The 21,712-nt window shown below is 64.7% G+C and carries 19 protein-coding genes; 14 read left to right on the forward strand and 5 right to left on the reverse strand.

The genetic code is table 11. From position 1 onward, the window contains the following. Positions 1 to 173: 173 nt before the first annotated feature. Positions 174 to 320: a hypothetical protein gene (locus ACXAD2_RS22490; protein WP_475175258.1), complete on the reverse strand. Its 147-nt coding sequence runs from the start codon at positions 318 to 320 to the stop codon at positions 174 to 176. On the opposite strand from ACXAD2_RS22490, the gene ACXAD2_RS22495 reads away from it, so the two are divergent. Together ACXAD2_RS22495 and ACXAD2_RS22500 are read left to right on the forward strand one after the other, a co-directional pair. Further along, a complete protein-coding gene (locus ACXAD2_RS22495; RefSeq protein WP_157374215.1) occupies positions 319 to 1,629 on the forward strand; it encodes an AAA family ATPase in 1,311 nt (436 codons plus the stop codon). The two genes, ACXAD2_RS22490 and ACXAD2_RS22495, sit on opposite strands and share 2 nt — an antisense overlap. Then, the gene (locus ACXAD2_RS22500; protein ID WP_475175263.1) at positions 1,626 to 2,678 is read left to right on the forward strand and encodes a ParB N-terminal domain-containing protein; all 1,053 of its coding nucleotides are present in this window, start codon (positions 1,626 to 1,628) and stop codon (positions 2,676 to 2,678) included. Before ACXAD2_RS22495 ends, ACXAD2_RS22500 begins: the two co-directional genes overlap by 4 nt. 631 nt (positions 2,679 to 3,309) lie before the next feature. Here the strand turns inward: ACXAD2_RS22500 and rhaI are convergent. After that, on the reverse strand, positions 3,310 to 4,584 hold the full coding sequence (gene rhaI, locus ACXAD2_RS22505; RefSeq protein WP_475175266.1) for an L-rhamnose catabolism isomerase: 1,275 nt from the start codon (positions 4,582 to 4,584) through the stop codon (positions 3,310 to 3,312). A gap of 97 nt (positions 4,585 to 4,681) precedes the next feature. Then, positions 4,682 to 6,781: a bifunctional rhamnulose-1-phosphate aldolase/short-chain dehydrogenase gene (locus ACXAD2_RS22510; RefSeq protein WP_475175268.1), complete on the reverse strand. Its 2,100-nt coding sequence runs from the start codon at positions 6,779 to 6,781 to the stop codon at positions 4,682 to 4,684. 186 nt (positions 6,782 to 6,967) lie between these two features. On the opposite strand from ACXAD2_RS22510, the gene ACXAD2_RS22515 reads away from it, so the two are divergent. The 8 genes from ACXAD2_RS22515 to ACXAD2_RS22550 all read left to right on the forward strand — a co-directional run bounded on the left by ACXAD2_RS22515 (position 6,968) and on the right by ACXAD2_RS22550 (position 15,366). Beyond that, on the forward strand, positions 6,968 to 7,768 hold the full coding sequence (locus tag ACXAD2_RS22515) for a DeoR/GlpR family DNA-binding transcription regulator (protein ID WP_164179324.1): 801 nt from the start codon (positions 6,968 to 6,970) through the stop codon (positions 7,766 to 7,768). Between the two features lie 45 nt (positions 7,769 to 7,813). Further along, positions 7,814 to 8,812 (forward strand): rhamnose ABC transporter substrate-binding protein, encoded by a 999-nt coding sequence (gene rhaS, locus ACXAD2_RS22520; RefSeq protein ID WP_475175272.1) that lies wholly within the window; start codon positions 7,814 to 7,816, stop codon positions 8,810 to 8,812. An 85-nt stretch (positions 8,813 to 8,897) separates the two neighbouring features. Then, a complete protein-coding gene (locus ACXAD2_RS22525; protein ID WP_475175275.1) occupies positions 8,898 to 10,442 on the forward strand; it encodes a sugar ABC transporter ATP-binding protein in 1,545 nt (514 codons plus the stop codon). Between the two features lie 124 nt (positions 10,443 to 10,566). Continuing rightward, positions 10,567 to 11,547, forward strand: coding sequence for an ABC transporter permease (locus tag ACXAD2_RS22530; RefSeq protein WP_164179327.1), 981 nt, complete (start codon positions 10,567 to 10,569; stop codon positions 11,545 to 11,547). Next, positions 11,544 to 12,605, forward strand: coding sequence for an ABC transporter permease (locus ACXAD2_RS22535; protein ID WP_475175279.1), 1,062 nt, complete (start codon positions 11,544 to 11,546; stop codon positions 12,603 to 12,605). Before ACXAD2_RS22530 ends, ACXAD2_RS22535 begins: the two co-directional genes overlap by 4 nt. After that, on the forward strand, positions 12,605 to 12,919 hold the full coding sequence (gene rhaM / locus ACXAD2_RS22540) for an L-rhamnose mutarotase (protein WP_475175281.1): 315 nt from the start codon (positions 12,605 to 12,607) through the stop codon (positions 12,917 to 12,919). The genes ACXAD2_RS22535 and rhaM overlap by 1 nt, the downstream gene beginning before the upstream one ends. Then, positions 12,916 to 14,325 (forward strand): FGGY-family carbohydrate kinase, encoded by a 1,410-nt coding sequence (locus ACXAD2_RS22545; RefSeq protein ID WP_475175285.1) that lies wholly within the window; start codon positions 12,916 to 12,918, stop codon positions 14,323 to 14,325. Before rhaM ends, ACXAD2_RS22545 begins: the two co-directional genes overlap by 4 nt. A gap of 66 nt (positions 14,326 to 14,391) precedes the next feature. After that, positions 14,392 to 15,366 carry a 3-hydroxyacyl-CoA dehydrogenase NAD-binding domain-containing protein gene (locus ACXAD2_RS22550; protein ID WP_475175289.1) on the forward strand — a complete coding sequence of 325 codons (975 nt, stop codon included), beginning with the start codon at positions 14,392 to 14,394 and terminating at the stop codon, positions 15,364 to 15,366. A 146-nt stretch (positions 15,367 to 15,512) separates the two neighbouring features. Here the strand turns inward: ACXAD2_RS22550 and ACXAD2_RS22555 are convergent, their stop codons facing one another. Beyond that, positions 15,513 to 15,941, reverse strand: coding sequence for an Lrp/AsnC family transcriptional regulator (locus ACXAD2_RS22555; protein WP_066108342.1), 429 nt, complete (start codon positions 15,939 to 15,941; stop codon positions 15,513 to 15,515). Between the two features lie 121 nt (positions 15,942 to 16,062). On the opposite strand from ACXAD2_RS22555, the gene rocF reads away from it, so the two are divergent. Both rocF and ACXAD2_RS22565 read left to right on the forward strand, forming a co-directional pair. Next, positions 16,063 to 16,989 (forward strand): arginase, encoded by a 927-nt coding sequence (gene rocF / locus ACXAD2_RS22560; RefSeq protein WP_066108345.1) that lies wholly within the window; start codon positions 16,063 to 16,065, stop codon positions 16,987 to 16,989. A 2-nt stretch (positions 16,990 to 16,991) separates the two neighbouring features. Next, positions 16,992 to 18,053 carry an ornithine cyclodeaminase gene (locus ACXAD2_RS22565; RefSeq protein WP_475178353.1) on the forward strand — a complete coding sequence of 354 codons (1,062 nt, stop codon included), beginning with the start codon at positions 16,992 to 16,994 and terminating at the stop codon, positions 18,051 to 18,053. Positions 18,054 to 18,087: 34 nt separating this feature from the next. On the opposite strand, the gene ACXAD2_RS22570 is transcribed toward ACXAD2_RS22565, so the two are convergent. Beyond that, positions 18,088 to 18,750 (reverse strand): TetR/AcrR family transcriptional regulator, encoded by a 663-nt coding sequence (locus tag ACXAD2_RS22570; protein ID WP_475175296.1) that lies wholly within the window; start codon positions 18,748 to 18,750, stop codon positions 18,088 to 18,090. A 143-nt stretch (positions 18,751 to 18,893) separates the two neighbouring features. Here ACXAD2_RS22570 and ACXAD2_RS22575 point away from each other — a divergent pair, with 143 nt between their 5' ends. Together ACXAD2_RS22575 and ACXAD2_RS22580 are read left to right on the forward strand one after the other, a co-directional pair. Next, a complete protein-coding gene (locus tag ACXAD2_RS22575; RefSeq protein ID WP_475175300.1) occupies positions 18,894 to 20,054 on the forward strand; it encodes an HlyD family secretion protein in 1,161 nt (386 codons plus the stop codon). Then, positions 20,051 to 21,616, forward strand: a complete 1,566-nt coding sequence (locus ACXAD2_RS22580) for a DHA2 family efflux MFS transporter permease subunit (RefSeq protein ID WP_475175302.1) — start codon at positions 20,051 to 20,053, stop codon at positions 21,614 to 21,616. Before ACXAD2_RS22575 ends, ACXAD2_RS22580 begins: the two co-directional genes overlap by 4 nt. Positions 21,617 to 21,712: the final 96 nt, after the last annotated feature.

The following is a 21,712-nucleotide window of genomic DNA, read 5'->3' on the forward strand; positions in this document are numbered from 1 at the left end:
TTCGACAGTGCTGGATTTTCCCGTCGTTTGTCAACGGGGGCTCAAATACGGGACGGGATCCCTAATCCAAATTTATTTGGAAAAAATCGGTATATTGGTAATGGGTGACACACAAGCTGACACCGTTTCAAGGGGGGATTGTCACCATATCTGCCCCTTCCCGGCTGAGGGTGTCACGAAAACTGTGCCTGACCCGCCGCAGAAATCCCGTAAATCTGAAAATCTTCGCGAAAATACGAGAAATCGAGAACTCCGGGTTTTGCCCTTTCTGCAATTCGCGTTATTGAAAGGACAGTAACAGAAAACACGAGCAGGCTCATGAGAGATCATACAGACCTTCAATCGATGAACGAACGCAGCCTTGCGCAGCAGGCTGCGGTGCGTCGCGCGACCTTCTCCCCGGCAGAGGAAAAGATCCTGCGTCCCTTCTCTATCTGGGAGATCAGCCACTTCATGTTCGACGTGCCCGCGGACACGCTGCGCAAGAAGCTGGCCGATGATCCCTCGCTGCCGCAGGGCTCTGTCGAGGAGGATGGCCGCCAGCGGTGGTTCACCCTGCAAGAGATCAATGAGCTGCGCCGCCGCCTGCGCTTCCGCGGCAAGTCACTGCTGCCCCACCGCCCGGCCGGGCGCGCGATGCGCGTCGCGGTGTCGAACTTCAAGGGCGGCGTTGGAAAGACGGTCGTGGCCCAGCACCTCGCCAATGCCGCCGCGCTCGACGGCTACCGCGTGCTGGTGATCGACTTCGACCCGCAGGCGACGATGACCCACTCCATGGGCCTCACCGAGGTGAAGGAATGGAACACCGTCTGGGGCATCATGTGCCGCGACCTCTGCCGCGAGGCGGACCGTATCGCCGCCGCATATGATGACCCCGCGGACTGCCCCTACCCCACCGCCGATGAGCTGCCCGAGGATGTGCAGTCGATCGGCGCGCAGCGCATCCAGGACTTCATCCAAAAGACCGCCTGGCCGACCATCGACATCATCCCCTCCTGTGCCAACGCCGCCTTCGTCGAGTTCGCCTCGGCGCAGTACCGCGCCATGCACAAAGCGTGGAGCTTCTTCGGCTGCGTCTCGCGCTACCTCGATGAGCTGCCCGAGGACCAATATGACCTCATCATCTTCGACTGCCCGCCGGCGATCGGCTACCAGTCGCTGAACGCGGCCTTCGCGGCGGACATCCTCTATATCCCCTCGGGCCCCGGCTATTGGGAATATGACTCCACCACCAGCTTCCTTGGTCAGCTTGGCGATGCGCTCGAGGATATCTCGGACGGGTTCGCCAAGGTCGCCGAAGATGCGGGCATCCGCCTGCCCAAGCGCTTCGCCGACGTGCGCCTGCTGATGACGCGCTTCGAGCAATCGAACCCGCTGCACGTCGCGATGATGGACGCCTTCCGCAATGTCTTTGGCGCCGACGTCTGTAAGCACGCCATCGAGATGACCCGTGCGGTCGAACAGTCGGGCCGCTTCCAGCAATCGGTCTATGAGCAGGACTATCGCCAGATGACCCGCGAGACGTGGAAGCGGGCTCGGCAGAGTTTTGACTCCGCCTATGATGAGTTCAAGGAAGTGGTGCTGCGCGCATGGGAAGCAAAAGGCGCGAAGGAAGAGGTTGAAGCATGAGCAGCAAGAACAAGTTCGGTTTCGGCCCGATCGAGCCCGCGCAGGTCAAACCGCGCCGCCGTGATCCCGGTCCGATGGGCGCGGCGGTGCGCGAAGCTGCGAGCAGCATGACCGAGAGCACCGAGAACCTCGTCGAGCAGCGCCGTCAGAATGCGACGGACGCCAAAGCGTTCCGGCTCGCGCAGGAAGAGGGTCGCGTTCTGGTGGCGGTGCCGCTTGAAGACATCCGCACCGATGATCTGCCGCGCGACCGTCTGGACCTTTCCAGTGTCGCCGCGTCCGACGAGATGGAAGAGCTCAAGGCCTCGATCCGCGAGCGTGGGCAGAAAGAGCCGATCGAGGTCTATCGCACCGAGACCGGCTTTCAGCTGAAAAAAGGCTGGCGGCGTCTGACCGCGTTGCAGCAACTGCTGACGGAAACCGGCGACGCGCGGTTTGCCAAGGCCGTGGCGCGCGTCGCAGAAGAGGCGGGGACGCGGATCGATCTCTATATCGACATGGTCGAAGAGAACGTGATCCGTGAAGACCTCAGCTTCGCCGAGATGGCGCAGGTCGCGATCACCGCCGCGCAGGACACCGGGCTCGACGGGATGGGGGCCGAAGAACTGGTCGGCCGCATTTATGCGTCGCTGCATAAGATGAAGCGCTCTTACATCCGCAGCTTTGTCTATCTGCTCGACCATCTCGATGAGGCGCTGCCCTATCCGAAATCCGTGTCGCGCAACCTCGGTGTCGACGTGGCGCGCAAGATGCAGGCCGCGCCGGGCCGGATTGCTTCGCTGAAATCGGCGCTGTCGAACGCCAGTTCCGTGGATGAGCAGACAGACGTGTTGAAGAAGTTCGTTCTCAGCGCTGAACGGTCCGAGGGCAAAGCCGAGCAGGCTCCGCGCCAGCGCAGCGTGAAATACGAATTTCACGTGGGCCTGTCGAAGGTGACCGCGCGCAAGGGCGAGTGCCGTATCCTCTCTGAGATCGATTTCTCCTCGGTGGACCGTAAGCGGCTGCAGAAGGCGGTTGAGGCGTTCGAGGCGGTTCTGCGCGACGAGTAACCCGCGGGTTACAGGGCAGGGGGCGGTAACCCGGCCCACAAACTAAGGCATGAGAGGCCGGTAACCCATGGGTTACCGGCCTTTTGCTTGGGTGGGTGATTTAGGGCAGGGGGCGCCCATCGCGAGAGTGGCTATAGGCCCCGAAGCGCGCCGCTCTGAGCATCCTGATTGTCGTGCAGTCTGGTGCGGGGAGCCATCCGTCAGCCGGTGACTGAGGCTGCGCTGCGGCGCGAGTGGGAAGGCGATATCTGATGCGACTCTGGGTAACCCATGGGTTACCCAGAGTTGCCGGGCAGGGCGTTCAGACAGGCCAAGTCGGTTTTTGCGAAGTCGGTGTCCGCTTCAATTTGCAGCGCAAAAGGCGACCCAAGAGCAGCGGCAAAACTGGTGCATGATCACACCGCGCGATCCGGGTTCAGTCGCATGCGGGATCGGCAATACCGGGAGTCGTGGAAAACGCGGAAAATCAGGTGATTCGGGCCAAAATCACTGCGAATCAGGGCTTTGGAGCCAATTCGGAACTCATATCAGGCCTTAAATGCATGTAAAACAACAAAAAACCCGACGGTTTTCACCGCCGGGCAGGAGGCAGACGCCCCGAAAGCCGGAAATAGGCCGAAAAACCGCAGTCTCAGATGATCCCGCCGCCCGCGCCACTGACCTCGGGGCGCTCCGCAGAAACCTTCGCGCGGTAGTTCGATGCCCGATACGCGGCGACCGGATCAATCGCCGCGCCCGCCTCAAAGCGGGCCATGGCGAGGATCGGTTCGACGTCGGTGCGATAGGCGGCCTTGAGCGTCGCAGCCGCCATCAGCGCGTCGTTCTCTTGCTGGAAGCCTGCAAGGGCAGGGCGGTCCACCAACAAAGCCTGCGCATAGGCCCGGCGCACCTCGTTGGCCGAGGAAATCAGGCTCTCGATAGGGTCGGTGACGTTGTGCGACTGATCCAGCATATGGGCAGGCGCAAAGCCCTCGTTGCCCTCCGCCGCGACCAACTCGTTGAACACGAGGAACAGCCGGAACGGGTCTATGCTGCCGGTGTCGAGGTCGTCGTCGCCGTATTTGCTGTCATTGAAATGGAAGCCGCCCAGCTTGCCGAACTGGATGAGCCGCGCCACGATCATCTCGATATTGGTGTTGGGCGCGTGGTGCCCCAGATCGACGAGGCAGAGCGCTTTGTCCCCCAGCTCCTTGGCGATCAGATAGTTCGTCCCCCAGTCCTGCACGACGGTGGAATAGAAGGCGGGCTCGAACATCTTGTGCTCGGACAGCAGCCGCCAGTCCTCGGGCAGAGCCTTGTAGATATCCTTCATGGACCCGAGGTAGCGCTCGAACTGCGCGGTCAGATCGGTCTGTCCCGGGAAGTTCGAACCGTCGCCGATCCACACCGTCAGGGCCTTGGAGCCAAGCGCCTCGCCAATTTCGATGCATTCAAGGTTGTGCTCCACCGCCTGCGCGCGCACCGCCGGATCGGTGTGCGACAGCGAGCCGAACTTGTAGCTCAGAGCCTGCCCCGGCTGATCCTGAAAGGTGTTTGAGTTCATCGCATCAAAGCCAAGCCCCAGCTCGGCGGCTTTCTGGCGCAGCGCTGCGGGATCGGCCTTGTCCCACGGGATGTGCAGCGAAACGCTGGGCGTCGCGGCGGTGAGCTGATGGATGACCCCGCAATCGTCGAGCTTGTCGAAGATGTCCCGCGGCTCTCCGCCGCCGGGAAAGCGGGCGAACCGGGTGCCGCCGGTGCCCACGCCCCAACTGGGCACAGCCACGCCATAAGAGCCTACTTTGCGCTTGATAGTGTCGATATCGACCCCGCGCCGGGCCAGTTGCGCGCCCAGCATTTCGTAGTCGAACTTGAGCGCATCGGCGCGCCCCTCGTTCTGCGTGGCGATCAGATCGCTGCTAATCATCAAATCCCTCCCATGCCGCCTCTCCCGTGGCGGCTGCTGGCGGGCGGGACGCTCGCCCCGCCGCCGTATCAGACACAGTTTTGGCCGAAACAGAGCCTTATCTCGTGAAGGCTTCCTTGTTGCCGGCATCGACGTTGAGGATGTTGCCGGTAGATTTTGCCGAGAGGTCAGAGGCGAGGAAATAGGCCGCCTCGGCGATATCCTCGGGCAGCACCGAGCGCTTGAGCATCGAGCGGTTGCGGTACATCTCTTCGAGGCCCGCCTTGTCGGTGCCGTAGGTCGAGGCGCGCTGGTCGAGCCATTCGCCCTCCCAGATGCGCGAGCCGCGCAGCACCGCGTCGGGGTTCACCACATTGACCCGGATGCCATGCTCGGCGCCTTCCAGCGCGAGGCAGCGGGCGAGGTGCAGTTCCGACGCCTTTGCGGTGCAATAGGCCGAGGCGTTGGGCGAAGCGGCAAGCCCGTTCTTCGAGCCGATGAACACTAGCGCGCCGCCGAGGCCTTGTTTGCGCAGCAGGCGGAACGCCTCCCGCGAGGCCAGGAAATAGCCCGTCGAGAGGATGTCCATATTGCGCGACCAGAGCGCCAAGGATGTCTCTTCCACCGGTGCAGAGGAGGCGATGCCCGCGTTCGACACCAGAATATCGACGCCGCCGAACGCCACACAGGTCTCTGCATAGGCGCGCGCCACGGCGTCTTCGCGGGTCACATCCATGGCGACCGAGCGCACGACATCGCTGGAATAGAGACTGGAAAGCTCGGTGCGGACCCTCTCTGCGGCACTGATGTCGATGTCGGCCAGCACCACGCAGGCCCCTTCGCGCAGCAGGCGCTCCGCCGTGGCCGCACCGATGCCGCCGCCGCCGCCGGTGACCAGCGCGATACGCCCTGCGAGCGACTTGGGCTTGGGCATGCGCTGCAGCTTGGCCTCTTCCAGCAGCCAATACTCGATATCAAAGGCCTCCTGCTCGGGCAGGCCCTGATAGTCGCTGACCGCAGACGCGCCGCGCATCACATTGATCGCATTCACATAGAACTCGCCCGAGATGCGCGCTGTCGCCTTGTCCTTGGCGAAGGTGATCATGCCGACGCCGGGGATGAGATAGACCACCGCATTGGGGTCGCGCAGGGCCGGGGAGGTCTCGCGCTTGCAGCGCTCGTAATAGGCGGTGTAGGCGTCGCGGTAGGCCTCGACCTGCGCAGGCAATTCGGCAAGAACAGAGTCTATATCGGGGTTTTCAGGGTCGAATGCCACAACCAGCGGCGCGATCTTGGTGCGCAGGAAATGGTCCGGGCAGGAGGTGCCCATAGGGGCGAGCGTCTCGAGCGCGCGTGCGTTGACGAACTCCAGCACCGCCTCCTGATCGTCGAAATGCCCGACCATATGCTGATTGCCGGACACCATGCCGCGAATGGCGGGCATCAGCGCGGCCGCAACCTCGCGGCGCGCCTCGGGGGCGAGGCTCTGGTGCTTGGCACCGCCGAAGGCCGGGGTGCCCGAGGTCTTCTCTTCGAGCCATGCGATGGCTTCGTTGATGATCCCGATGGTGGTCGCGTAACAGCTCTCGGCGGTATCGCCCCATGTGAAGAGACCATGGCTTTCCAGCACCACGCCGTCCGCCTCGGGGTTCTCGCGGCAGAACGTCTCGAGCCAGAGGCCAAGCTCGTAGCCGGGCCGCTTCCACGGCAGCCAGCCGATGCGGTCGCCAAAGATCTCCCGTGTTAGAGCCTGCGACTCCGTCGAGGCGGCGATGGCAATGATCGCGTCGGCATGCATGTGGTCCACATGCGCGCGGGGGACATAGGCGTGGAGGGGCGTGTCGATGGAGGCCGCGCGCGGGTTCAGGTTGAAGGTGCAATGGGGCAGGTAGCCGACCATCTCGTCTTCGTGCTCGGGTCCGCGATAGACGCCCTTCAGCGCGCGCAGTTTGTCCATATAGAGGGTCGAAAACCCGTCCAGCTTCATCGAGCCAACATCGCCGCCAGAGCCTTTGACCCAGAGCACCTCGACCTCGCTCCCGGTGAGCGGATCGCGTTCCATCACTTTGGCCGAGGTGTTGCCGCCGCCGTAATTGGTGATTCTCTTGTCCGACCCCAGAAGGTTCGAGCGGTAGAGCAACTTTTCCGGCTCGCTCATCGCCGCCGCCTTGTCGCTATCCCACAGATTTTGCAGGCGGTCCTTGGCCCGTGTCAGCATGGTGTCCTCCCAATGTTGCGGTCCGATATGGCCGCCTCCTCGCCCTGAAAGCTGCGGCGCTGCGCTCATTCTGTCAACCACAAACAATCAAAAACAATCATGCTGCGGCGCAGTATGATTGAAAATGAAAAAACGTGATTGACTTGATGAGGGATTCGTCCAATCTGAGCGGAACAGGAGGACCCGATGCACGAAACCGAGCGCCATAGGATCATATTGTCTGCTGTTCAGGAGCGGCCGATCGTGACGGTCTCGGAACTCGTGTCTCTGACCGGCACCTCCGAGGCGACGATCCGGCGCGACATTGCCACGCTGCATGCCGCCAAGCGGCTGCGCCGTGTCCGTGGCGGCGCCGAGGCGCTGACCCCGCCGCCGCTGCCGGGGCTGGCCGGGCGCACCTTCGCGGTGAACCAGGCGATCAACAGCGACCAGAAGCAGGCCATCGCCCGCGAGGCCGTGGCGCTCTGCGATGATGGCGAGGCGATCATCATCAACGGCGGGACAACCACCTTTCAGATGGTGCACCCGCTGGCCAACCGCCGGCTGCAGGTGCTGACCAACAGTTTTCCCATCGCCGAACATCTGCTGAAGAATTCCAAGAACACGGTGATGCTGCCCGGTGGGGCGCTCTACCGCGAACAGAACATCATCCTGTCGCCCTTCGCGAGCGACATGACACGGCACTATTATGCCAAGCGCATGTTCATGGGGGCCCACGCTCTGGGGCCCATCGGGCTGATGGAAGCCGACCCGCTGCTGATTCAGGCAGAAGAGAAGCTCATCGATCAGGCCGACGAGCTGGTCGTGCTGGTCGACAGTTCGAAATTCGACAACCGCTCGAGCCTCGTGCTCTGCCCGCTCGAGCGCATCGACATCGTGATTACCGATGAAGGCATTTCCGACCGCACCGCCTCGATGTTGGAGGCAGCCGAGATCCGGCTGATCGTGGCGCAGACCGGTCGAGTGCGAGACGCCGGGGCGGGGTGACCGCCGCGGCACATAAGGAACGGCTCATAACTTAGGGAGGAGACAATGGGCATTACGAGACGGATTTTCGGAGGCACGGCGCTTGCGGCGCTGATGCTGGCGGGCGGTGCCGCGCAGGCGCAGGACAATGTCCGCATCGCGCTGGTGGTGAAAGCGCTCGGCATCGGCTTCTTCGAGGCCGCCGCCAAAGGCGCCGAGGAGGCCGCCAGCGAGCTTGGCAATGTCGAGGTGATCTACACCGGCCCCACCGACACCACCGCCGAAGGGCAGATCGAGGTGATCAACTCGCTGATCGCACAGCGCGTGGACGCCATCGCGGTCTCGGCCAATGACACCGACGCGCTGGTGCCCGCCCTGAAGAAGGCGATGCAGCGCGGCATCACGGTGATCTCATGGGACAGCGGCGTCGCGCCCGAGGGGCGGCAACTGCATCTCAACCCCTCGTCGAACCCGCTTATCGGCAATATGATCATCAAGCTCGCCGCCGACAATCTGCCCGAGGGCGGTGAGGTCGCGGTGCTCTCGGCCACCACCACATCGACGAACCAGAACATCTGGATCGACGAGATGAACAAGGTGATGGGCGACTATCCGGGCATCGAGGTGGTGACCACGGTTTATGGCGACGATCTTGCCGACAAATCCTACCGCGAGGCGCAGGGCCTGATGCAGACCTATCCCGACCTCGACGCGATCATCGCGCCGACCTCGGTGGGCATCGTCGCCGCCGCGCGTGCGGTCGAGGACGCTGGCAAAGTGGGGCAGGTGAATGTCACCGGCCTTGGCCTGCCGTCCGAGATGGCGGGCGCGATCGAGAGCGGCGCGTCGAAAAGCTTTGCCATCTGGAACCCGATCGATCTGGGCTATTCGGCCACCTATCTCGCCTATGAGCTGGCCACCGGCGACGCCGAGGCCGCACCGGGCGCCGAGATCCCCATGGGCCGCATGGGCACGCTGACCCTCGATGACAACAATGAGGGCGCCATGGCCGATCCCTTCGTCTATGACGCCAGCAATATCGACGAGTTCAAGAGCATCTTCTGATCCGCGCCTGAACCCGGCGCAGAGTCTGGCCCCGGCGCGCCGCAGCGCCGGGGTTGCACCCAAACCCATGAACCCGGGGGCCTCGATGCAAGTCAGCCTCACCACCCCGCCCGTCGCAGCAGCGCCGGCCGATGCCGCGCCCGTGCTGCGGCTCGAGGGGATCACCAAGACATTTCCCGGCGTGAAGGCGCTCGATGGGGTCACGCTCGAGCTTTACCCCGGTCAGGTCACCGCGCTGGTGGGCGAGAATGGCGCGGGCAAATCGACCATCGTGAAAACGCTCACCGGCATCTATCAGCCCGATGGCGGCACCATCACCCTTGGCGGCGCGCCGGTGCATTTCGCCACCGCGCAGGACGCCACCGCCGCCGGGATCACCGCGATCCATCAGGAGACGGTGCTCTTCGACGAGCTTTCCGTCGCCGAGAACATCTTCATCGGTCACGCGCCGCGCGGCCGCTTCGGGCTGATCGACTGGCCGAAGATGCGCAAGGCCGCGCAGGAGATCCTGTCGCGCATCGACGCCGATCTCGATCCCGACATGCCGCTGCGCGAGCTTGGCATCGCCTCGAAACACCTCGTGGCCATCGCCCGCGCGCTGTCGGTGGACGCGCGCGTGGTCATCATGGACGAGCCCACCGCCGCGCTGTCGCACAAAGAAATCGAAGAGCTTTATGAACTGGTCGAGCGGCTGCGCGCCGAGGGCCGCGCGATCCTCTTCATCTCCCATAAGTTCGACGAGATCTTCCGCATCGCCGACCGCTACACGGTGTTTCGCGACGGGCAGCACGTGGGCTCGGGTCTCATCTCAGAGGTCGATGAGGCCGAACTGGTGCGCCTGATGGTGGGCCGCTCGGTGGATCAGATCTTTCCGCAGCGCGCCCATAACGTCGGCGATGAGGTGCTGAAAGTGGTGGGCTACGCCCATCCCACCGAGTTCGACGAGATCAATTTCACCCTGCGCCGGGGCGAGATCCTCGGCTTTTACGGTCTGGTGGGGGCCGGGCGCTCCGAGGTGATGCAGGCGCTGTTTGGCGTGACCAGACCCAGCAAGGGCGCGGTGCGCATCGACGGGCAGGTGCGGGTGATCCGCTCGCCCGCCGAGGCGGTCGAAAATGGCATCGTCTATGTGCCCGAGGATCGCGGCAAGCAGGGCGCCGTCATCGGCCTGCCGATCTTCCAGAATGTCACGCTGCCCTCGCTGGCGCAGACCTCGCGCCGCGGCTTCCTGCGGCTGTCGCAGGAATTTGTCCTCGCGCGCGAGTATACCGAACGCCTCGACCTGCGCGCCGCCGCGCTGGATCAGGACGTCGGCAATCTCTCGGGCGGCAACCAGCAGAAGGTGGTGATCGCCAAATGGCTGGCGACCCAGCCCAAGGTGATCATCCTCGACGAGCCCACCAAGGGCATCGACATCGGCTCCAAGGCCGCCGTGCATGGATTCATGGCCGAACTTGCCGCGCAGGGCCTGTCGGTGATCATGGTCAGCTCGGAAATCCCCGAGGTGCTGGGCATGTCCGACCGCGTCATCGTCATGCGCGAGGGCCTCATTGCCGCCGAGCTGGAGGGCGATGCGCTGACCCCGGAAAACCTCGTCCGCCACGCCGCCGGGATCGGAGCGCAGCCATGACCCGCGCGCCCGCCCATGCCGCTTCTTCTCTTTCCAAATACGCCGGGGGTGAATTCGCGCAGCGAAGAGGGGGCAGCGCCCCCAACCGCCCTCTGGTTTCTGCGCCTGACCAGGGAGCCTGTGTATGACGACCTTCCTGAAATCCCGCGAAGCGATCCTCTGCGCGGCCATCCTTGCGCTGCTCGCGCTGATCGCCAGCCGCTTTCCGGCCTTTGTGGCGCCCGGCAACCTTGTGCGGGTCTTCACCGACACCTCGCCGCTGATCCTGCTGGCGCTGGGGCAGACCGTGGTGATCCTCACCCGCTGCATCGACCTGTCGGTGGCCGCCAATCTCGCGCTCACCGGCATGGTCTGCGCCATGCTCAACGCCGCCTATCCCGGCGTGCCGGTGGCGGTGATCCTGCTGCTCGCGCTCGCCATGGGGGCACTCATGGGCATGTTCAACGGGCTGCTCGTGTGGAAGCTGAACATCCCGCCCATCGTGGTGACGCTGGGCACGATGACCATCTATCGCGGCATCATCTTCGTCATCTCCGGCGGCGCATGGGTCAATGCGCATGAGATGAGCGCGGCCTTCACCGGCTTTCCGCGGGCCAACCTGCTAGGCCTGCCGGTCCTCGCATGGATCGCCATCGCCGTCACCGCGCTGTTTCTGATCGGCATCGCCCGCGCGCCGCTGGGCCGGGCCTTCTACGCCGTGGGCGGTAACCCGCATGCGGCGGTCTACACCGGCATCGACGTGGGCCGCACGCAGTTCATGGCCTTCACCATCTCGGGCATGCTGGCTGGGCTGACGGGCTATCTTTGGGTGGCGCGCTACTCGGTGGCCTATGTGGACATTGCCGGCGGGTTCGAGCTGGAGGTGGTCGCCGCCTGCGTGATCGGCGGCATCTCGATCGCCGGAGGGGCTGGGACGATCCTCGGCACGCTCCTCGGGGCGCTGTTTCTGGGCATCGTCAAGAACGCCCTGCCGGTGGTCGACATCTCCCCCTTCTGGCAACTGGCCATCTCCGGCACGGCGATCATCGTCGCGGTGGCGTTCAACGCCCGCTCGGGGCGCTCGAGAGGCCGTATCATCCTCAAGCGGGCGGAGGGCCACGCATGACCGATAGCGCTATCATCGCGAAAGGCGACACGGCCAAAAACGGGCCCACCGATAACCATACAGATACCCATCATGACAAGACGGCCCCGCGTCACATCCCCGACCGGCTGCACAGCCCGGTCCAGCGGCTGCTGAAAAGCTGGGAACTGTTGCTCTTTGCCGTGGCGGTGGCGATCTTCACCGCCAACAGTTTCGCCTCGCCCTATTTCCTCGACGCGTGGAACCTCAGCGACGCCACCTTCAACTTCACCGAAAAGGCGATGATCGCCTTTGCCATGGCGCTGCTGATCATCAGCGGCGAGATCGACCTTTCGGTCGCCTCGATCATCGCATTGGCCTCCACCGCCATGGGCGCCGCCGCGCAATATGGGGCGGGCACCCCCGAGCTGGTGCTGATCGGCCTTGCCACGGGTCTGATCTGCGGCACGGTCAACGGGCTGCTGGTGACAAAGATGGGGCTGCCGTCGATCGTGGTCACCATCGGCACGATGAGCCTCTTCCGCGGCATTTCCTATATCGTGCTCGGCGACGGCGCTTACCGCGGCTACCCGCCCGAGTTCGCCTTCTTCGGCCAAGGCTACGTCGCTTGGGTGATCTCCTTCGAGTTCGTACTCTTCGCGCTGCTCGCCGTGCTCTATTACCTGCTGCTGCATCGGACCAACTTTGGCCGCATGGTCTATGCCATCGGCAACAACCCCACCGCCGCCAGCTTTTCCGGCATCCGCGTGGCGCGGGTGAAGTTCATCCTCTTCCTGCTGACCGGGCTCATGTCGGGCGTCGCGGCGATCTGCCTGACGTCGCGGCTCGGCTCGACGCGGCCCTCCATCGCCTTTGGCTGGGAGCTTGAGGTGGTGACCATGGTGGTGCTCGGCGGCGTGTCGATCCTCGGCGGCTCGGGCTCTATCCCCGGCGTGGTGATCGCCGCCTTCGTCATGGGGCTGGTGACCTTCGGGCTCGGGCTTCTGAACGTGCCGGGCATCGTCATGTCGATCTTCATCGGCGCGCTGCTGATCGGGGTGATCGCCCTGCCGCGGCTCTGGGCGATGTGGAGGCGCTGATGGAGAAATATGCTTTCCGCATGGTGCTCAACCCCGGCTGCGCCGAAGAGTACAAACGCCGCCATGATGCGATCTGGCCCGAACTGGCCGCATTGCTGAAAGACGCGGGCGTCGAGGATTACTCGATCCACCTCGACCCCGAGACCAACCATCTCTTCGGTGTGCTTTGGCGGTGCGAGGATCACGGTATGGACGCGCTGCCGCAGACCGAGGTCATGCAGCGCTGGTGGGCGCATATGGCCGATATCATGCAGACCAACCCCGACAACGAACCGCTGGCCGTGCCGCTGCAACCGATGTTTCATCTGCCATGAGCGGGCGGAACCCTCCACGCCGTGTCGCCGTCTGGGACATCGGCAAGACCAACGCCAAGCTGGCCTTGGTCGATATGCAGAGCCTGTCCGAGATCGCCGTGCGGACGCGGCCCAACACCGTCCGGACGGACGGGCCCTATCCGCATTACGACATCGACGGGCTTTGGGAGTTTCTGATGGAGGGGCTGAGCGCGCTGCAGGCCGAGCAGGGGATCGACGCGATCAGCATCACCACCCATGGCGCCTCGCTGGCGCTGCTGGACAGCGCCGGGGAACTTGCCTGCCCGGTGCTGGATTACGAACACACAGGTCCCGACGATCTGGCCGAGGCGTATGACGCCATCCGGCCCGGCTTTGCCCGGACCGGCTCGCCGCGGCTGCCGATGGGGCTCAATGCCGGGGCGCAGCTGCATTGGCTGCTGCAAACTCAGACGGGCCTGCGTGACCGGCTGGCGCAGGTGGTGACCTATCCGCAGTATTGGTCGGGCCGGCTCACCGGGTGCTTTGGCTGCGAATATACCTCGCTTGGCTGTCACACCGATCTGTGGATGCCGCGCGAGGCGGGCTTTTCGCCGCTGGTCGCGGCGCTGGGGCTCGAGGGGAAGATGGCGCCGCTCAATCATGCCAGCGACTGCGCCGGGCACATCCTGCCGCAGATCGCCGCCCGCACCGGGCTTGCGCCGGACACCCCCGTGATGTCCGGCATCCACGATTCCAACGCCTCGCTGCTGCCGCATCTGCGCAGCCTGCCGCAGCCCTTTGCGGTGGTCTCCACCGGGACATGGGTGATCTCCATGGCGGTGGGGGGGCGGCAGATAGCGCTCGATCCGGCGCGCGATCTGCTGATCAACGTCAACGCGGATGGCGGGCCGACCCCGTCGGCGCGCTTCATGGGCGGGCGCGAATACGATCTGTTGAAAGCGCAGATCGCGCCGCATGATCCCGCTGATGTGGCCGCAGTCTTGGCACGGGGTGCGCATTTGCGGCCCTCGGTCGAGCTCAGCTCGGGGCCGTTCCCCGGCCAGCAGGGCGGCTGGAGCGCGGCGATGAGCCCGGGCGAGAAATCCGTGGCGCTTGCGTTCTACCTCGGGCTGATGACCGCCGAATGCCTGTCGCTGATCGGGGCCGAAGGGCCGATCCTTGTCGAAGGGCCATTCGCCCGCAATGATCTTCTGCTCGACATGCTCGCCGTCGCGACCGGGCGCCAGATTGCCTGCTCGCCTTCGGCCACCGGCACCAGCATCGGCGCGGCGCTTCTGGCGACCGGCGTGGCACCGAAAGGGGCGGTGCAGCCGCACGCGGTCACATTGGACCGGGCGGCGCTGGCGGATTACGCCGCGGCATGGCGGGCGGCGGTGGGCGCTGCGCCCACCGAGGGGCCTTTCGCCCGCCGCGCAAACGGCTAGGGTGCGCGCAAGCGAGGCGGTTTCCGCCCAGCCATGCGCGATTTCCCGAATCCGAGAGGTTTTCCCATGTCATCCCCAACCCTTCCCCAGACCATCGCCGTCATCGGCACCGGCACCATCGGTGCCAGCTGGGCGACGCTGTTCCTTGGCGCCGGTCTCAGCGTCCGCGCCAGCGATCCCGGCGCCGGAGCCGAAGCCAAGCTCCGCGAGTTCATCCGCGCCGCATGGCCGTCGATGGAAGCGCTTGGCCAGACCTCGGGCCGCAGCGCCGAGGATGCGCTCGCCGCGCTTGCGTTTTTCGCCAGCCCCGAAGAGGCCGCCACCGGCGCGGACCTGGTGCAAGAAAACGCCCCCGAGCGCATCGAGATCAAGCGTGAGACCTACGCCAAGCTCGAGTCGGCGCTGGCGCCGGACGTGGTGATCGCCTCGTCGACCAGCGGCATCATGCCCAGCGAGTTGCAGGCCGAGATGACACACCCCGAGCGGCTGGTGGTTGGTCACCCGTTCAACCCGCCGCACCTTGTGCCGCTGGTCGAAGTGGTGCCGGGCAAGCTGACCTCGGCGGCGGCGGTCGAGGCCGCGATGGCCTTGTACACATCGGTGGGCAAGGTGCCGATCAAGCTGAACCGCGAGATGATCGGCCATATCGCCAACCGCCTGCAGGCCGCTGTGCTGCGCGAAAGCGTCTACCTTGCGCGCGAGGGCGTGGCGTCGATGCAGGACATCGACCTTGCGGCGTCCATGGGGCCGGGCCAGAGGTGGGCCTTCATCGGGCAGGGCAAGATCTTTGCGCTGGCGGGCGGCGTCGGCGGCATGGGGCATTTCCTCGATCACCTCGGCGAGGCGGTCGAGACATGGTGGGACGATCTGGGCGACGCGCGGCTTGATCCCGACACCCGCGCCATGCTGACCGAGGCCTATGGCACGCCGACCGAGGAAAGCTTTGCCAAGGATGTCGCCTTCCGCGACGCGGCCCTGCTGCGCCGTCTCAAGGCGCTGTCGGAGGATGCCGAAGGCGAAAGTCCGGAACAAGGCGCGTAGCGCCGCCGGACAAGCGCCGGCCCGTCCGGGCGGGCTGGCGCTTTTTCATTGAAGCGCAGGGGATCGAGGTTCGTCGGATCTGCCTGACATAAAGTGCTAACCTCCGACGCCGCAGCGCCACCCCACGGGCCGGCGCTTGTCCGGCTTCATCCCGACACATGCGCCAAAAGCAGGCTGCTTTCCGAGTTGAGCACCCCCGGCACGTCGCGGATCTCGCGCAGCACCCGGTCGAAATTCACCAGCGAGTCCGTCCTGATCTCCACCACCAGATCCCATGCGCCGTTGGTGGCGTGGATGGTCGAGACCTCGGGGATGCGCGTCAGCGTGCGGATCACATTGCGCGACAGCCGCCCCTGCAGCTCTACCATGGTGATCGCGCGCACCTCGCCTTCCACATCCTGATCGGTCTCGATGGTGAACCGCCGGATCCGCCCTTCGGCCACCAGCGCCTCGAGCCGGGCGCGCGCGGTGGTGCGCGAGATGCCAACGGTCTGCGCAAGCTGCGTGATCGGCATGCGCGCGTCGCCGCGCAGCGCGGCGATGATCGCACGGTCGGTTTTCGGAAGTGGGCTCATGCTGTACGGTTTGACTCATATGCTGATCAAAGTGAGCAGATACTAATGCGTTTTGATCACATTGACGATCACATTCGTCAGCAACTCGCGGCATCATGCGCGCAAGCATAACGGAGAGACCATGCCCAGAACCTGTTCCCTTCTCGGCGCCCCGATCCAGACCGGCGCGTCGCAACCGGGCTGCCTGATGGGGCCCGCCAGCCTGCGCACCGCCGGGCTCGAGCCGACCTTGGCCGGGCTCGACTGGCAGGTGACCGACCTTGGCGACCTCAGCATTCCCGCGGTGTCCCCGCGGGGACACGCCAATGGCGCGATCCACAACCTCGCCGAAACCATCGCATGGATCGAGGTGCTGGAAGCCGCCGCTTTCGACGCCGCCAGCGCGCATGATCTGCCGATCTTCATGGGTGGCGATCACTCGATGTCAGCGGGCACCGTCGCGGGGATGGCGCGCTACGCGCAAGAGCAGGGGCGTCCGCTCTTTGTGCTCTGGCTCGATGCGCACCCCGATCTGCATTCGCTCGACACCACGGAAAGCGGCAATCTGCACGGTACTCCGGTGAACTATTTCACCGGCCAGTCCGGCAATGACGCCTACCCGCCGCTCGCCGCCGCCGTGCCGACCCAGAACATCTGCATGATGGGCATCCGCTCGGTCGACCGGGCCGAGCACAGGCTGATCTCGGAACATGGGATCGAGGTGCACGACATGCGCGCCATCGACGAGACCGGCGTTCTGGCGCCGCTGAAGACCTTTCTCGAAAAGGTAAAGGCAGCGAACGGTCTGCTGCACGTCAGCTTCGACGTGGATTTCCTCGAACCGGGCATTGCGCCCGCCGTGGGCACCACCGTGCCCGGCGGCGCCACCTTCCGCGAGGCGCATCTGATCATGGAGACCCTCGGGGACTCCGGGCTGGTGCGCTCGCTCGACCTTGTTGAGCTTAACCCTTTCCTCGATGAGCGCGGGCGCACGGCGAAACTGCTGTGCGACCTGACGGCGAGCCTCTTTGGCCGCCGCGTGCTTGACCGTATGACCCGGAGCTTCTGATGATGGCCGTGAACCCTTCCGATCTCAAACCCTCGGCGCTGGCCTTCGTGCCCTTCGTGTCGGTCGAGAACATGATGAAACTCGTGCACGCCCATGGCGTCGAAGCCTTCATCACCGGGCTTGCCGAGGTGATCGAGGATGACTTCAAACGCTGGCCCGAGTTCGACAAGACACCGCGCGTCGCCAGCCACTCGCGCGACGGGGTGATCGAGCTGATGCCGACGGCGGATGCCGAAAACTACGGCTTCAAATACGTCAACGGTCACCCCAAGAACATGCGCGAGGGCTATCAGACTGTCACCGCCTTCGGCGTGCTTTCGTCGGTGGCCAATGGCTATCCGATCCTGCTCACCGAGATGACCCTGCTGACCGCGCTGCGCACGGCGGCGACCTCGGCGCTGGTCGGCAAATACCTTGCGCCGAAAGGGGCCGAGGTCATGGCGATGATCGGCAATGGCGCGCAATGCGAATTTCAGGCGCTGGCCTTCCGCGCGCTTTGCGGCATCAACCGCCTGCGGCTTTATGATGTGGACCCGGCGGCGACCGACAAGGCCGAGCGGAACCTTCTGGCGCAGGGCTTCGACGTTGTGCGCTGCGACAGCCCGGAAGCGGCGGTCGAAGGGGCGCAGGTGATCACCACCTGCACCGCCGACAAGCAATATGCCACGATCCTGACCGACAATATGGTTGGCAGCGGCGTGCACATCAACGCCATCGGCGGCGACTGCCCGGGCAAGACCGAGCTGCACCGCGATATCCTTCTGCGCTCGGACATCTTCGTGGAATACCCCGAGCAGACCCGGATCGAGGGCGAAATCCAGCAGCTGGACGAAGATCACCCGGTGACCGAACTGTGGCAGGTGATGCGCGGCGAGGTGGCCGGACGGCGCGAGCCGAAGCAGATCACGCTGTTTGACTCGGTCGGCTTTGCGATCGAGGATTTCTCGGCGCTGCGCTACGTGCACCGGCTGGTCGAGGGTGGGGCGTTCTGCGAGCAGCTTGACCTGCTGGCCGACCCCGACGATCCCCGCGATCTGTTTGGGATGCTGACCCGCGCAGGCTAAACGCCAGTTTGCCCGGCGGCGGCTTTAGGCGCCCTCAGGTGCCGTAGGCCGCCAAGAAAACGCGCACCGCGTCCTTTGCGACGCGGGCGATTTCATCCTCGCTCGGCGCATCGGGGCGGCGGCCAAAGAGCCGTGGCCGCCATGTGAGCGTGGTCGAAAGTTCCACGAACTGACCGGCGGCTAGCTCGGTGTCGGTGACCTTGAGGTTGCCCGCCTCGGTCTCGCGCTGCAGGAAATCCTGCAGGCAGCTCAGGAAATGCCGTGCGCCTGCATCGTAAAAGCGCGTGCCCAATTCGGGCATGCGCTCGACCACGCTGATGACGATGCGCTGCGCGCGGATCACCTCTTCGGAATTGAGCTGCGTCGACAGGCCCATGGCATAGGCATAGAGCCTTTCTTCGATGGTCCCGGCGTCGGCCAGACGCTCGAAGATGCCATCAAAGAAATCCTTTCGCTTCTCCTCGACCAGCGCGACGAAGAGATCTTCCTTATTCTCGAAGTAGACATAGAGCGTGCCCTTCGAGACCCCCGCCGCCTTGCAGATGCTGTTCATCGAGGCAGCGTCGAATCCCTGATCGACAAAGACCTGCCATGCGCCGTCGAGGATCTGACGGCGCTTCTGAGGATCTTCGCCCGCCGCGTGGCGGCGTTTTTGCGCGCAGGCCTTGGCCCGCTCCGAGAGGATATCGAGTTTCATGCCTCTGATATAATCGAACCGACCGGTTCGATGAAGTCTTGATTTCGTAAGGGCACCCGCCTATGTGGTATCGAACCGAGCGGTTCGATCCGTCGAATCTCCCCCCGCTTGGTGCTTTGTCCCGAGATCCGAAAGTCCGCCCCATGTCCCGTCACGACCGCATTGAAGCCACCGATCCCGACACACGTCCCGCAGCGTCGCAGCCTGAACAGGCCACCACTCACGAAGACGCGGCGCCGCCGAAAAAGTCCGGACGGAAGAAGCGCATCCTTGGGGGGATCGCGCTGATCGCACTGCTGGCCGGGGGATATGAGGGCTATGGCTGGTGGACCGAGGGGCGGTTCATGGTCGAGACCGACGATGCCTATGTGCAGGCGGATCTCTCGCTGGTCTCGTCCAAGCTGCAGGGCTACGTCGAAGAGATCCCGGTGCAGGCCAACCAGCATGTCTCCAAAGGGGACGTGCTGGTGCGTATCGAAGATGGCGACTACCGCATCGCGCTGGAACAGGCGCAGGCGCAATTGCCGACACTCGAGCGCACGCTGGCCCGGATCGACGCGCAGACCGCCGCGGCGCAGGCCAGCGTCACGCAGGCCGAAGCCGAGCTTTCCGCCGCTGAGGCCGCGCTGCGCACGGCGCAAACGGCTCAGGTGCGGGCGCAGGGACTGGCCGAGCGCAAGGTAACCTCGCAGGCCGATCTCGACGATGCCAATGAGGCGCTTGAGACCGCCAAGGCAAACAAGGCCGCCGCCGAGGCGGCGATCAAGGGGGCTGAGGCACAGGTCGAAGTGCTGAAAGCCGAGCGCGCTGAGACCGAGAGCAGCCGCCGCGAGATGGAACTCGACATCGCGCAGGCGCAGCGCGACCTCGATCACACGGTGCTGCGCGCGCCCTTTGACGGCACGGTCGCCAATATCGCCATCGAAGAAGGCGAGTTGGTCAGCATCGGCGCGCGGCTTGCCGCCGTGGTGCCGGACCACGGGCTCTACGTCGAGGCCAACTACAAAGAAACCCAGCTCGCCCATATCCAGCCCGGCGAGACCGCGAAGGTCAGCATCGACGCGCTGGAAGGCCATGAGATCGAAGGCCGCGTGGTTTCGGTCGCGCCGGCCACGGGCTCGGTCTTCTCGCTGCTGCCGGCGGACAATGCCACCGGCAACTTCACCAAGATCGTGCAGCGCGTGCCGGTGCGGATCGAACTGCCCGAGGACACCCCCGGCCTGCGCGCGGGCCTGTCGGTGGTGGTGGAGATCGACCAGCGCACCGCGCCTGAGGGCACCGAAGTTGCAGGGGTCTCGGAATGAGCACCGACGCAGATATCAAGGCCGGAGAACCCGAGCTGACGCCGCGCAGGGTCGCGGCGTTTTTCGTCATGGTCTTCGGCATGTTCATGGCGATCCTCGACATTCAGATCGTCTCGGCCTCGCTGCCGGAGATTCAGGCGGGTCTTGGCGCCTCATCGGATGAGATCAGCTGGGTGCAGACCTCGTATCTCATCGCCGAGGTGATCATGATCCCGCTCTCGGGCCTTCTGGGGCGGATGATGTCGACGCGCTATCTGTTTGCCGTGTCGGCGGGGGGCTTCACCATCGCCTCGTTCCTTTGCGCCACGTCGGGCTCGATAGGTGAGATGATCCTGTGGCGCGCGGTGCAGGGCTTTCTGGGCGGCGGCATGATCCCGTCGGTTTTCGCCGCGGCCTTCACGCTGTTCCCGGCCTCGAAACGGGCCATCGTCTCGCCGATGATCGGGCTGGTGGCGACGCTGGCGCCCACGGTGGGCCCCACAGTGGGGGGCTATCTCAGCCACGCGATGAGCTGGCACTGGCTGTTTCTGGTGAACGTCCCGGCGGGCATCCTTGTGACCATCGGCGTGCTGGCGCTGGTGGATTTCGACAAGCCCGAGTGGAAGCTCTTTGACACGTTCGACTGGATCGGCCTTGGCGCGCTGGCCTGTTTCCTTGGCGCGATGGAATACGTGCTGGAAGAAGGGCCGGGCAACGACTGGTTTCAGGATGAGATCGTCGCCGTGCTGTTCGTGGTCATGGTCGTGGGCGGCGTCATCACCTTCTGGCGGGCGTTCACCCTGAAGAACCCGGTGGTGGATTTCTCGGCCTTTTCCGACACCAACTTTGCCGTCGGATCGCTGTTCAGCTTCGTGATGGGCATCGGGCTTTACGGGATGACCTATCTCTACCCGCTCTACCTGAGCTCGATCCGCGATTACGACAGCCTGATGACCGGGCAGACGGTCTTTGTCTCGGGGCTTGCGATGTTCGCCTCGGCACCGCTGGCGGGCATCCTGTCGTCGAAGATGGACCTGCGGCTGATGCTGTTGCTGGGCTTTCTGGGCTTCGGGGTGTCGTCGTGGATGCTGACCGGCATGACCGCCGAGTGGGACTTCCAAGAGCTGCTCTGGCCGCAGGTGCTGCGCGGGCTGTCGCTAATGATCTGCATGGTGCCGATCAACAACCTCGCGCTTGGCACGCTGCCGCCGGAGAAGATGAAGAGCGCCTCGGGCCTTTACAACCTGATGCGCAACCTTGGCGGCGCGGTGGGGCTGGCGGTGATCAACACGCTGCTCACCGACCGGGGGGCGCTGCACACGGCGCGGCTCAATGAGGCGGTGAACTGGAACAACCCCGAGGCGCTGCGGCAGCTCGACATGCTTGCGCAGAACCTCGCGGCGCAGGGCATCGACGGCGACAAGGGCGCGCTGCAGCAGATGGCCGGGCGCGTGGCGCAGCAGGCGACGGTGATGTCCTTCATCGACGTGTTCATGCTGATCACCGTGCTCTTTGCCGGGCTGGCGGTGATGGCGCTGGCGATGAAGCCGCCGAAAGCCGGGGCAGGGGGCGCGGCGCACTGACGCTGTGGCCCGGAACAAAGCCGAAGGCCGCCGGGCAAGCGCCGGCCCGTCCCCACGGGCTGGCGCTTTGTCATTGTTGTGCTGCGCTCGCGGGGT

The organism is Salipiger sp. ABN3_019, from assembly GCF_056158605.1.